Genomic DNA, 12,727 nt, shown 5'->3' on the forward strand with positions numbered 1-12,727 from the left:
TTCCGGGTCTTGTAGATTCGAACGAAAGACGGGACTCGGTAACCGTGAGGCTTTCCTCCTGAAACACGCGTACGCGGTCTGTGCGCGCACACCATCGTCTTCAGAGCGGTGAGCTTCACCCCTGGGCTTCAGGACCCCCCTGAGATTCGGGAGCCCTGCGCTTCACGACCCGAGCCACTCGGCACCGACGGGTGGGCGATCACGAGAGAGATCGGCGGCGACGAACGAGATGCGGCTGCGCGCACTGCTGGGAACCGATGCGCTGGGCCTGCGGCTGCTGGGCGGCGAGGACGAGCTGGACCGGACCGTCCGCGGGGTGATGACCACCGATCTGCGCGATCCGAGGCGCTATCTCTCCGGCGGTGAGCTGGTGCTCACCGGTCTCGCCTGGCGACGGCACCCCGAGGAGTCGGAGCCGTTCGTCCGTCTCCTGGTCGCCGCCGGGGTCGCGGCGCTGGCCGCGGGCGAGGCGGAGCTGGGCGATGTCCCGGACGATCTGATCACGGCGTGCGCCCGCCACCGGCTGCCGCTCTTCGCGGTGAGCGAGGACGTGGCCTTCGCGACGATCACCGAGTACGTGGTCCGCCAGGTGTCCGGGGAGCGGGCCGACGATCTGGCCGCGGTCGTGGACCGCCACCGCCGGCTGATGACCGCGGGCCCGGCGGGCGGCGGCCCGGATGTGGTCCTCGATCTGCTGGGCTCCGATCTCGATCTGCGGGCCTGGGTGCTCTCCCCCACCGGCCGGCGGATCGCGGGCGCCGGTGAGCCGCTGTCCCCGGCGCGGGCCGCCGCGCTCGCCGGTGAGCATCTCGCCTCGATCCGCGCGGGGCGCCGCAGCCCGTACCGCACGACTGTCGAGGGGACGGCGTACTCCCTGTTCCCCGTGCGCGCCCAGGACTTCGAGCCGGTCCCCGCCGGCGGGGCGACGCCCGCCGGTGCCCGCGATGTGCGCGGTGTACGAGACGTGCGCGGTGCACGAGACGTGCGCGGTGCACGAGATGTGCCCGGTGTACGAGATGTGCCCGGTGTACGAGACGTGCCCGGTGTACGAGACGTGCGCGAGACCGTGCTCTCCGACTGGCTGCTGGTGGTGGAGGCAGACGCGGGCGACTGGCCTGCGGCCCGGCTCGATCTGCTCCAGGGCGTCACCCAGTTGATCGCGGTGGAACGTGACCGGCGGGACGCGGCCCGTGCGGTACGGCGCCGGCTCGCCCAGGAGGTGCTGGAACTGGTCCAGACGGGCGCGGCCCCCGCCGAGATCGCGGCGCGGCTGCGGGTGGCCGCCCCGGTGCTGCTGCCGGGGCTGGGCATCGCGCCGCAGTGGCAGGTGGTGGTGGCCAGGGTGGAGTGGGGCCAGGACGGCCGGGACGGCACGAACGGTCCGGACGGCCCGTACCGTCCGGACGGTACGTACGGTCCGGACCCGGAGGGTACGAAGACGGCTCTGAAGGCGGCTCTGGCGGGCGGTCCGGTGGCGCAGGCGCTGCTGGAGGAGATCCTGATCGATCCCGCGGCGGGCGGCACGGGGGCCGGGGCGGCGGTGGCAGGAGCGGCGGGCATAGGGGCGGACTCCGCCGACCGGATCGCGGTGGCCCGGACGGAGGACGAGGCGATCGCGCTGGTGCCGCTGCCCGCGGTCTCGCCCAGGACATCCCAGATGCCCCGGACATCCGAGCCGGCGGACGGACCGGGACACGGGCCCGGCCGGGCGGCGGGCGCGGCGGACCCGGCGGCCCACCCCGCGACGGGACAGACGCCGGGTCAGGCGCCGGAACAGGCACCCGGCCAGGCGCCGGACCTCGGCGGCGGCCCGGGACTGCACGCGGACGCGCTTCTGGCCGCCGTACGGGGCCCCCTGACGGCGGGTCTGGCGGACGACGGACGGCTGACGCTGGGCGTCAGCGCGGCGGTCCACTCGGCGGAGGGGCTCCGCGGCGCGCTGGAGGAGGCCCGCCACGCCCGCCGGGTGGCGGCGGCCCGGCCCGGCCGTGTCTGCGCGGCGGGCCACCATGAACTGGCCTCACACGTACTGCTCCTCCCCTTCGTCCCGGACGATGTCCGCCGCGCCTTCACCGCGCGTCTGCTGGACCCCCTGCGCGGCTACGACCGCCGTCACCGCGCGGAGCTGATCCCCACTTTGGAGGCCTTCCTCGACTGCGACGGCTCCTGGACCCGGTGCGCGGCCCGGCTGCATCTGCATGTGAACACGCTGCGGTACCGGGTGGGCAGGATCGAGCAGCTCACCGGTCGCGATCTGTCGCGGCTGGAGGACAAGCTGGACTTCTTCCTGGCGCTGCGCATGAGCTGACGCGCGGGGCGGTACGGTCCGGCCGCCACCGGGTGGCATGCCATGCCCTGTCCACCCTGGTTGACGCCATCACCCGATACGGGCATGGAAAGATCCAACTCCGCCGCGAGGACGGGCCTTCGACGGCACGGCCACCGACCGTACCGTCACCGTCGCCGCAGGTGACAGCCCTTCCGAGGCCCTTACGCCCCGGCGGCGGCACCCCCGGGGACCACCGTCAACCGCCCGTGCGGAGCGGCGTCGGCGACCGCGGGATTGTGAAATTTTTCACCTGACCTATTGGCCCGGCGTGCCCATCCGTGCTGAGATGCGTCCACACTCAACAGCACAATGGCGCGCTCGGGGAGGGCAATGTGGCGCATACCGCCATGTCTGGTTCCGGAACCACTGCCGGTGACGACCCACTCCAGACCGCGGTATGGCGGCTGCGCTCACGCGGCTGTTGGACCGACGCAGCGGCCCTGCTCGCACCGCACACCGCCGCCCCCGCGCCGGCGCTCCAGCGGGCCTCGCTGCTCGTCGAGCGCTGTCTGTTCACGGGGGGCGGCTGGCCGGAGGCCGAGGACGCGCTCCGCTCGGCGGAGGCCACGGCCCGCGAGGACCACGAACGGGGCGCCGCGGCCTGCGAGCGCGGCCATCTCGCCTACGCCTCGACCGTCCTCGGCGTACGCGACCGCGCGGACGAGGCGCGCGCGGCGCTCGGCAGGGCGGCCGCCCTGCTCGATCCGACGGACCCGGGCCGCGCCCTGCTCGACTTCCGGCGCGGGCTGATCGCGGAGCATCTCTCGGACTCCCCGCAGTCCGCCCGCGCCGCGTACCGCCGCGCCCACGCCGCCGCCACGGCGCACGGTGAGACGCTGCTGCTCTCCTTCACCTGGCGCCATCTCGCCGGACTCGCGCTGCGGGAGGGCGAACTGGCCGAGGCGAGACACGGCTTCGGCGAGTCCCTCCGTATCCGTGTGGAGCTGGGCTATCTGGTCGGTACGGCCCCGGCCCTGGCGGCCCTGGCCGAGGCCGAACCCGAGCCGGAGGCCACCCGTCTGCGCGAGGAGGCGGGCCGTCTCTTCCGTCTGCTGGGCGGCGTACCGACCTGGCTGGCGGACCAGCTCGCACCCCGGGCTCCGGTCGTCGGACCGCGGGCCGCCGACGTCTGACCCGTACGCGCCGACCGGTGCCCCGCACACCTGACCGGTGACCACGCGGGCACCGACCGGCCGACGGCGTCACCCGGCCACCGGGCGCGACGGCTCCGAGGACTCCGGCGGCTCCGGCGGCCTCGACGGCTCTCCGTGCCAGGAACGCCACAGCTCGGCGTACGGCCCGCCCGCGGCCACCAGGGCGTCGTGCGTGCCCAGTTCCGTCAGCCGACCGTCGTCCATCACCGCCACCCGGTCGGCGTCGCGCGCGGTGTCGAGCCGGTCGACACCCGCGAGCGGCCGGCCCAGGGTGGACTTCCCGGCGCCGGACGGACCGACGACCTGGATCGTACGGAAGGTGGCGTCCATCCGGACCCGGGTCATGGTGCGGTGGCGCATGATGCCCACCCAGGCGTTCAGCGCGCCGATCCCCAACAGCGCCCCGGCCCAGCCGAGAAGCGCTCCACGGTCGCCGGGTACGAGTCCGTCGTCGATCGCGCGCGACAGCAGATACGGCGGCAGCGCCAGCCCGGTCATCCACACGCTGCCGAACGTCGCGCCGGCGACAACCCGACCCCGCTGACTCGTCACGAGCCACCACAGGTACCCTCCGGCACTACGACGATCCGGAGTCCCCGGATCCTTGTACGAGTCAGCCATGTCCGCACCCTAACGATCCGGAGGCACCCCGCACGGTCCCGCGCTCCCGCCCCGACGTACCGTCAGACAGCCGCTCCGACCAGGGGTTCCAGACACCAACGACCCCAAAGACGGAGCCTTGCTGAATTTCCGTCAGATGCCGGAAACGGAACAGAAGGACATGGACGTCGAGCCTTGGTGTGATGATAAGATCGCCGAGCTTGCCAAGCGGTGGTAAACCCGCTATGGCATAAAGGGAAAGTCAGCGCATCGGCCCAGAAATCCGCCACCCCGGGGAGAGCTATGCCATCAGCCGGGCCTTTCAAGGCAGTCCGGCGGGCGAGTATGCGCGGCCGATCCCGTATGTCTGAGACTGTGAGCGCACTCGAACGCAGCGTCCAGACATTCAGTGTCCGGTGCCCCAGTCGCCCGAAGAGAGCCTTATGACGCAATACTTCCAGGATCCAGCGCTTTGGGGTCTCATAGCAGCTGGTACTCCTGTCGCCGCGACCGCGATCATTCGCGGTAGAAAGTCGATCGCCGAACTCAAGAAGGAAAAACAGGAACTCAGGGCACATTACGCCAATCTGGAAGATCACTACACCGAGGCCGTCGAAGAGGCCAAGGACAGGGCGGAAGAGGCCACCAAAACCGCTCTGAAATCCGCGATGCGGACACTCCAGGGTCTCGCCAGCGAGCAGCAGCTCGCCATCACCAAACTCCAGGACAAGTACGGAGAATTGCAGATTCTCCAGGACCTCCTCGACATCGACCACATGAATTCGCAGTTCGCACGGCGTGCGCAGTCCATCGCCGTTCTCTGCGACGGATGGCTCGGCCGCCAGCGCGCCTCGGCCTCCCTCTATGACGTGGTCCGCAGCGCGAAGGGCCGTATCCGCCACTTCACGCGCGTCGAGATCCGGGCCCAGAGCAATTTCGCCATCGTCAGCCGCGCCGTCGAACCGGTCGCGCTCACGCTCGCCGAACTGCTGGACAACGCGACCAGTTACTCGGCGCCCGAGACGATGATCGAGATCAATATCCGGCCCGTACCCAAGGGCGTCTGCATCATCGTCGACGACGCCGGTGTCGGCATGAACGAGGAAGAGAAGAGCAGGGCCGCCAAGCTGCTGTCCAGCGAACGCTCCCCCGGTGTCTCCGGTCTCGGCAACCCGCCGCAGTTCGGATTCACCGTGATCGGTGTGCTCGCGGCCCGCTACGGCTTCACGGTCTCGGTGGACTCGACCTCTCCGTACGGTGGCGTGCGCGCGGTCGTGCTTCTTCCCGAGGAGCTCCTCACGTCCATGCCCGCGCCCGCGCTCGAGCCCGAGGAGAAACCCGCCATGGCCGCGTCCTCCCCGATGCCTCCGGAAGAGACCCCGGCGACGCGCGGTACCACCTTCGGCGGACTGCCGAAGCGCCGTCGGCGCGGCGCGATATCCATCGTTCCGGCGGCCGAGAGCACGGAGACCCCTGCCCGTTCCAGCGAGCAGGCCGCCTCCGTCATGGGCGCGTTCCAGCGGGGAACGCAGTCGGGCCGTCGTTCCACCAACGCAAGCAGCGAAGGGCATGAGTCTCAGTGAATTACGATCTGTCATGGATGCTTGACAGTGCTCTGGAAGTGCCCGAGGCGCGCCACGCGATCCTGGTCTCCGCGGACGGTCTGCTCATGGCCCGTTCGAACGATGTCGGCAAGGACCACGCCGACACCGTCGCCGCCGCGATGAGCGGAATGCAGTCGCTGAGCCGCACGGTGGCCGACTTCTGCGGCGGCCCCGCGAACGAGCGGCCGCAGTGGCGCCAGACGCTGGTGGAGTTCGACCACGGCTGGGTCTTCCTCATCTCCGCCGGCGAAGGCGCCTATCTCGCCGTCTCGGCATCGCCCGAGGTCGACATGGCGGAGATCACCTTCCGTATGATGCAGCTCGTCGGCCAGCTCGGTAAGTCCCTGACCAGTCCCCCTCGCGAGATTGCTGACACCAAGGCATGACGACTCCGGACGAGCCCGAGCTGGAACATGCAGCGCCCTTAGTGCGACCGTACGTCATCACCAACGGCCGCAATCTGCTGGATGATGGCGAGTTCTCACTCATCACTCTGGTCACGGTGTCCCCCGACGGCCCCAGAACGGGACATCTCGATCCTGAGAAGCACCGTCTGCTGGATCTGTGCGCCGGCGGTTATCTCTCGGTCGCCGAAATAGCCGGGCACACCAATCTGCCCGTCGGCGTCGTCAAAATTCTGCTGTCCGATCTCACGGAGCAGGGGTATCTCACCACGCGTGCCCCTATACCTCCCGCGAAGCTTGTCGAGCGGCACATACTCGAGGAGGTGCTGAATGGCCTTCAAGCCCGTTTTGGATGACGGCGTTTATCTGCGCAATTCAGTGCAGACGGCGGCGAAGATCCTTGTCGTCGGCCACTTCGCCGTCGGCAAGACGACGTTCATCGGGACCATGTCCGAGATTCCGCCGCTGCGCACCGAAGAGGTGATGACGCAGGCGGGCGAGGGGGTGGACGACCTCAGGGGCACCCCGGGCAAGACCACGACGACCGTGGCCATGGACTTCGGCCGGCTCACCCTCAGCGAGAGACTTGTCCTCTATCTCTTCGGCACCCCCGGACAGCAGCGCTTCGTCCAGGTGTGGGAAGACATGTCCCGGGGAGCACTCGGGGCATTGGTGTTGGTGGACCCCCAGCGTCTCGAAGAGTCCTTCGCGGTGATGGACCTGGTCGAGCACTACGGAATCCCGTACGCCATCGCCGTCAACCGCTTCGACGGCACACCGAGCCACACGGACGAGGAGATACGGGAAGCACTCGACCTGCTCCCCGAGACGCCTCTCGTCAATTGTGACGCACGCGACCAGCGTTCGTCAGCGAATTCGCTCATGGTCCTTGTCCGTTATCTCCAGTCGCGCCTCAGCTAGGAGTTCGCCATGCAATCCCACTCGGAACACCAGGCGCCACCACCGGGCTGCCCCGCTCACAACAGCGGCAAGAGCGTGCCCCTGCACGGACCCGAATTCGCCGCCGATCCCCAGGCGTTCTACGAGTATCTGCGGCAGCACGGTCCCGCGGCACCCGTCGAACTGGCTCCGGGTGTGGAGGCCTCTCTCGTCACGGACTACGCCGCGGCGCTGCATGTGCTCCAGAACCCCGACACCTTCGCGCGTGACTCGCGCCGCTGGCGTGCTCTCAACGAGGGCCGGATACCGGTGGACAGTCCCATCCTGCCGATGATGGCCTACCGGCCGAACTGTCTGTTCTCCGACGGTGCCGACCATCTGAGGCTCCGTCAGGCCGTGACGGAGTCGCTGGCCAAGATCGACACCCACCGGCTGAGCCGGCACACCGACCGTGTGGCCGCGTATCTCATCGACCAGTTCAGCAGCCGCGGCAAGGCCGATCTGGTCAGCGACTACGCGCAGCTGGTGCCTCTGCTGGTCTTCAACGACATCTTCGGCTGCCCCGCCGAGATCGGCGACCGGCTGGTCTTCGGTATCTCCAGTCTCTTCGACGGGGTGGACGCGGAGAAGGCGAACGAGGTTCTGACCGAGGCCCTGATGGAGCTGGTCGCGCTGAAGCGCGCGAAGCCGGGCGACGATGTCACCTCCTGGCTGATGCAGCATCAGGCGCGGCTGTCCGACGAGGAGATGATCCATCAGCTCGTCACGCTGATCGGCGCGGGCACCGAGCCCACGCAGAACATCATCGCGAGCGCGCTGCGGCTCCTGCTGTCGGACGACAAGTACGCCGGGGGACAGCACGCGGCCGGTCTGCTGGTCGAGGACGCCATCAACGACGTGCTGTGGAACAGCCCGCCGATCGCCAACTACGCCGTGCACTACCCCATGTACGACGTCGACCTGTCCGGGAGCAAGCTGGACGCCGGCGATCCCGTCGTCATCAGCTTCGCCGCGGCCAACACCGATCCGAGCCTGTCCGTGAGCCGGCAGACGCTCAGCAAGCGGGCCCATCTCGCATGGGGCGCCGGGCCGCACGCCTGCCCGGCCAAGGATCCCGCCCTGCTGATCTCCGTGATGGCGATCGAGAAGCTCCTCAACAGCCTGCCGGACATCGAGCTGGGCGTCCACGCGGACAATCTGTCCTGGCGGCCGGGCCCGATCCACCGGGCGCTCAACGCCCTGCCCGCCCGGTTCACCCCGGTGCGCAGGGAGAAGAGGACGTCCGCGCCCCAGCCGAGCACCTCACGCACTGTCGGAAATGCCCCGGTTCCGCCGCAGCACGCGGCGCAGAAGGGTACCTGGTGGAGCGGATTCCTGTCCTGGTGGAAGGTGTGACATGCCCAACAATAGGGGACGATTTACCCTCGCATGAATGTTCAACCATAGGGGTAGACAGGGTTGGCGAATCTTATGTGATCTCTTAAAAGAAGGAGTCGCTGTGGAGCCTTCCCTGGCCACCTCATCCGTCGATCGACGCTCTGTGGTTTCGCTATTCTCCCGCCTGCGAACTTCGGGCGGCCAGTCAAATCCATTGCCTTTCTACAAAGAACTCAGGGCAATGGGAAATATCATGCCCGCCCCCTGGGGCGGGCACCTGGTGACCTCCTACAAGCTGTGTGACCAGGTACTGAGGGACAGGGCCTGGCAGGTGCCGGGCAACGAGTGGCGCACCCGGCAGAAGGACGCCGCACGCTGGAGTGCACCTGCCTCGCTCCAGATGGGGAGCACCCTGCCCATGCTCAACCCGCCGCATCACACCCGGATGCGGCGGTCGGTGGGCAACATGTTCGACCGTAAATCCCTCGACGCCATGAGGAATTCGATCGACCGAATAACCGAGCGGCTCCTCGACCAGGTCCGGGAGGAGTTGCACGACGGTGAACCGGATTTCGTGGAGCTGGTCTGCGAAGAATTGCCCGTAATAACGATCGGTGAATGGCTCGGACTGTCGGCCGCGGATTATCCGCTGCTGCGTTCACTCACCCACGACCAGGTATTCACCCAGGAATTGTTCCCGTCGCCGAGCCAGCTCGCGCTGTCCGACGCCGCGACGGGGCAACTGCGGGAGTACTTCACCGAGCTGATCCGGGAGCGCCGCAGGGCGCCCGGGGACGACAAGGTCTCGGCCTGGATACGGACCTGGGACGAGCTGGAGCCCGACCAGGACGCCGCCGACGCCGCCGTCCACTCGCTGGCGCTCTTCGTGGTCCTGGCCGCTCTGGAGACCACCTCGCATCTGCTGGCCACCCTGGTGTGGCTGCTGCTGGAGCACCCCCGCCAGCTCGACTGGGTGCGCACACACCCCGAGCACATGCCGGGTGCGATCGAGGAGACCCTGCGCTACGACCCCCCGATCCATATGATCAGCCGGATCGCCGCGGAGGACACCACGCTGGCCGGTATGCCCATCCAGCGCGGTGAGATGGTGCAGCTCATGGTCGGTGCCGCGCATCACGACCCGGACCAGCACAGCGATCCCGACATCTTCGACATCCGCCGCAAGGCCTCGCACCTCAGCTTCGGCGGTGGGATCCACTACTGCCTCGGGGCGCCGCTGGCCAAGCTGGAGGCGACATCCCTGCTGACCACGCTGCTCGGGCGGATGCCCGGACTGCGTCTCGCCGACGGGCCGTCCTACGCCCCCCGGGTGGCCTTCCGCCGCCTGAAGTCGTTCCGCGTGACGGCTTCCTGACGGTACGGCATCCAATCGGCAGCGTGGCACGACCTATACGAGGAACAGCATGATGGAAGACTTCAAGGCTCTTCAGGTTCTGCGCGAAGGGCCTGTCCTGACGGTGCGGCTGAACAGTCCGGAGACCGGGAACGCGGTCTCCGGGCCGCTCCTCGACGAACTCCTCGCCGTACTCGACACCGTTCACGGCGACCCCGCCGTCCGCGTACTGATCCTCTCCGGCGCGGGGGACGACTTCTGTCTGGGCGGTGACCGCGGCGAGTTTCCCGGTCTGCTCGCCGAGCATCCCGGTGGCGCGGGTCTGCACGCCCTCGGCAACAAGGCCCGGCGGATGTGCGACGCCCTCGCGAGCGTCCACGCGGTGACCATCGCCCGGCTGCACGGAGGCGTGGTCGGGGCGGGGCTGGGGCTCGCGGTCTTCTGCGACCTGCGCGTGGGGGCGGACAACTGCCGCTTCAGAATGCCGGAGCTGGGTCTCGGGGTGCCCCCCGCCTGGGGGGGTGTGATGTCACGGCTGCTCAGCGAGGCGGGCACCGCCAGGATCCGTGAACTGATGCTGACGGCGGAGAACTTCGACGCGGCCAGAGCGGCCGAGCTCTCCATACTCCACAAGGTCGTCCCGGTGGAGGAGCTCGACCAGACCGTGACGCGGTGGACCAAGCCGCTGCTCCGCAGGTCACCCACGGCACTGCGGACCACCAAGGCCATGCTGAACGCCTACGCGGGGGCCAATCGCCTCGCCGACGCGACCTTCTTCGACGCGGAACTGCTGACGGCGGCCGTGGCGGCCTCGGAAGCCGCACGGCGGCGATAGACGCCCTCGTGGCCGACCGCCCGGGGCCGCCTTCGGCCTGACACGTCATTCCAGCGCGTCTTCATTCCAGTCCGTCATTTCCGGTGTGCGCCATTCCGGTGGGTCGTTTCCGGTGCGTCGGCACGGCACATCGGCATGGCACATCGGCATGGCACATCGGTCGGGCATACAAGTCCGGCACATAAGTCCGGCATATGGCATATCAGTCCGGCGCCCCGGCGAAGTGCTCCCGCACCAGGGACTGAATCACCGTCAGATCCCTTGTCTCCAGGGCGTCCAGCAGAGCCGAGTGCTCCGCCGCGTCGGCGACCAGATCGGCGCGGCGCACGGCCGGGGCGCTGACCAGCGGCCACTGGGAGCGGCGGTGCAGATCGTCCGCGACCATGACCAGCTGCTCATTGCCGCAGAGCGAGAGCAGCGCGCGGTGGAAGGCACGGTCGCTCTCCGCGTACGCCGCACGGTCCCCGACGGCGGCGGCCGTGGCGGTCGCCTCCGCCAACGGACGTAGTTCCGCCCAGCGTTCGGCGGGTACGGTACGGGCCAGCCGCAGCATCACCGGTACCTCGATCAGCGCACGCACCTCGGCCAGCTCCGCCAGCTCCCGCGCACCGCGCTCGACGACCCGGAAGCCGCGGTTCGGGACGACCTCGACCGCGCCTTCGAGCGCGAGCTGCTGCATGGCCTCGCGTACGGGCGTGGCGGAGACACCGAAGCGCTCGCCGAGCACGGGGGCCGAATAGACCTCACCGGGGACCAGCTCGCCGACGACGAGCGCGGAGCGCAGGGCGTCCAGGATCTGTCCCCGTACGGAGTGCCGGCGTACGACCCGGGGCGCGGGCGGCTCGCTGTGGGTGTGCTCGCCCCGGACCGCGCGCCGGGTGTCTCCCCCGGCTTCCGTACGCGTCTGCTCGGGCACACGCCCCGATGCCCCGGAACCGGTCCCGTCAGCGGTGGCCGCCGCGGAATCGGCCGCGCGCGAGGCCCCGGCGGCGATCCCCGAACCGGCGCCCGGACCAGTGCCCGAACCGGCGCCCGGTCCTGGGCGCGCACCGGTGCCGGAGACGGTGCCCTGAACGCCGTCCCGGCCGGTCCGGCGCGGGGTCGGCGCGGCGCTCTGCCGCGCCCTGCCGCGCTGCTCCACCCCGCCCACCTCCGCCCGCCCACCGTCGCCGTCAGCCCGGCCCGGCGCCGGAGTCATCTGTGCACGATAGGCCGCCCTTGCCGGACTTCAAACCCGATCACATCGGGTAAGGTAAGGCTTACCTGCAAACGATCCCGATTCGGTGGTCCCTGCATGACCGTGCCCACTCTGCTGCCCGGCCTTCCCGCCTCTCCCGTGACGGACGCGTACGCCCGTCTCACCGAGGTGTTTCCCTCGCTGAGCATCGACCACCTCACCGACGGCGAGCGGCCCCCGCTCGACGGCGGCTGGGTCGGCGCGGCGGATCTCGCCGCCGGGGGCGTGGCACTCGACACATTTCTCGCCTGGGACGAAGAGCAGGTCATCCAGGACTACGGACAGCGGGCACGCCCCGATGTGATCGCCAGTTTCGCGCTGCACCGCTATGCCTGGCCGGCTTGTCTGCTGATCACCGTGCCCTGGTTCCTGCACCGCAGGGTGCCCCGGGTCCCGGTCGGGAACGTCTTCCTCCAGCGCGCTCTGGGCCGGATGAGCGTCCGGGTCCAGGACTTCGCCTGTCTGCCGGACGACCCCGCCGCGGCGCTGCCCGGCGCCCGGGTCGTACCGGACGAGGAGGCCCTGCGCGCCGAGGTACGGGCCGCCGCCGCCGAGCATCTCGGACCGGTTCTGGACGGCTTCGGTCCCCGTATGCGGCGGGGCCGCAGGGCGCTGTGGGGGATGGCCACGGACGAGATCGTCGAGGGCCTCTGGTACATCGCCGAACTCCTGGGCGAGGAGCGGCGCGCGATGTCGGAGCTGGAGCTGCTGCTGCCGGGCACGACCGGACCGTATGTCGGCACCGCGGGTTTCCGCGAGCTGACGGGCCCCGGCGGGGAGCCGCTGCCGACCCGTGACCGGGCGAGCTGCTGCCTTTTCTACACACTCCGCCCGGAGGACGCATGTGGCACATGTCCCCGTACATGCGACGCCGATCGTGTCCAGAAGTTGAGTGCCGGCGTCTGACCCCTCGTCACTCAAGGAGCCACGCCA

The 12,727-nt window shown here is 69.5% G+C and carries 12 protein-coding genes; 10 read left to right on the forward strand and 2 right to left on the reverse strand.

Annotation, left to right across the window (positions count from 1 at the left end; translation table 11 throughout):
• Positions 1–229 precede the first annotated feature (229 nt).
• Positions 230–2,308 carry a PucR family transcriptional regulator ligand-binding domain-containing protein gene (locus OG214_RS08800; protein ID WP_405984410.1) on the forward strand — a complete coding sequence of 693 codons (2,079 nt, stop codon included), beginning with the start codon at positions 230–232 and terminating at the stop codon, positions 2,306–2,308.
• Between the two features lie 368 nt (positions 2,309–2,676).
• Positions 2,677–3,462 (forward strand): hypothetical protein, encoded by a 786-nt coding sequence (locus OG214_RS08805; RefSeq protein ID WP_363081409.1) that lies wholly within the window; start codon positions 2,677–2,679, stop codon positions 3,460–3,462.
• A 69-nt stretch (positions 3,463–3,531) separates the two neighbouring features.
• Here OG214_RS08805 and OG214_RS08810 read toward each other — a convergent pair whose 3' ends face one another.
• The gene (locus tag OG214_RS08810) at positions 3,532–4,104 is read right to left on the reverse strand and encodes a hypothetical protein (protein WP_405984411.1); all 573 of its coding nucleotides are present in this window, start codon (positions 4,102–4,104) and stop codon (positions 3,532–3,534) included.
• Positions 4,105–4,526: 422 nt separating this feature from the next.
• Between OG214_RS08810 and OG214_RS08815 the strand changes: the two genes are divergently transcribed.
• From OG214_RS08815 to OG214_RS08845, 7 genes are all read left to right on the forward strand, one after another.
• Positions 4,527–5,666, forward strand: coding sequence for an ATP-binding protein (locus OG214_RS08815; RefSeq protein ID WP_363081410.1), 1,140 nt, complete (start codon positions 4,527–4,529; stop codon positions 5,664–5,666).
• The gene (locus OG214_RS08820; protein ID WP_363081411.1) at positions 5,663–6,073 is read left to right on the forward strand and encodes a roadblock/LC7 domain-containing protein; all 411 of its coding nucleotides are present in this window, start codon (positions 5,663–5,665) and stop codon (positions 6,071–6,073) included. The genes OG214_RS08815 and OG214_RS08820 overlap by 4 nt, the downstream gene beginning before the upstream one ends.
• Entirely contained in the window at positions 6,070–6,447 is a 378-nt protein-coding gene (locus OG214_RS08825; RefSeq protein WP_363081412.1) for a DUF742 domain-containing protein, read from the forward strand. Before OG214_RS08820 ends, OG214_RS08825 begins: the two co-directional genes overlap by 4 nt.
• Positions 6,422–7,012, forward strand: a complete 591-nt coding sequence (locus tag OG214_RS08830) for an ATP/GTP-binding protein (protein ID WP_363081413.1) — start codon at positions 6,422–6,424, stop codon at positions 7,010–7,012. The genes OG214_RS08825 and OG214_RS08830 overlap by 26 nt, the downstream gene beginning before the upstream one ends.
• A gap of 9 nt (positions 7,013–7,021) precedes the next feature.
• Positions 7,022–8,386: a cytochrome P450 gene (locus OG214_RS08835; protein ID WP_363081414.1), complete on the forward strand. Its 1,365-nt coding sequence runs from the start codon at positions 7,022–7,024 to the stop codon at positions 8,384–8,386.
• A gap of 223 nt (positions 8,387–8,609) precedes the next feature.
• Positions 8,610–9,743: a cytochrome P450 gene (locus tag OG214_RS08840; protein ID WP_405984412.1), complete on the forward strand. Its 1,134-nt coding sequence runs from the start codon at positions 8,610–8,612 to the stop codon at positions 9,741–9,743.
• A 49-nt stretch (positions 9,744–9,792) separates the two neighbouring features.
• A complete protein-coding gene (locus tag OG214_RS08845; protein ID WP_363081416.1) occupies positions 9,793–10,557 on the forward strand; it encodes an enoyl-CoA hydratase/isomerase family protein in 765 nt (254 codons plus the stop codon).
• A 202-nt stretch (positions 10,558–10,759) separates the two neighbouring features.
• On the opposite strand, the gene OG214_RS08850 is transcribed toward OG214_RS08845, so the two are convergent.
• Entirely contained in the window at positions 10,760–11,755 is a 996-nt protein-coding gene (locus OG214_RS08850; protein ID WP_405984413.1) for a GntR family transcriptional regulator, read from the reverse strand.
• 96 nt (positions 11,756–11,851) lie between these two features.
• On the opposite strand from OG214_RS08850, the gene OG214_RS08855 reads away from it, so the two are divergent.
• Positions 11,852–12,700, forward strand: coding sequence for a (2Fe-2S)-binding protein (locus OG214_RS08855; RefSeq protein ID WP_405984414.1), 849 nt, complete (start codon positions 11,852–11,854; stop codon positions 12,698–12,700).
• Positions 12,701–12,727 lie beyond the last annotated feature (27 nt).

The sequence above is a fragment of the Streptomyces sp. NBC_00872 genome, from assembly GCF_045161915.1.
GTDB lineage: Bacteria > Actinomycetota > Actinomycetes > Streptomycetales > Streptomycetaceae > Streptomyces.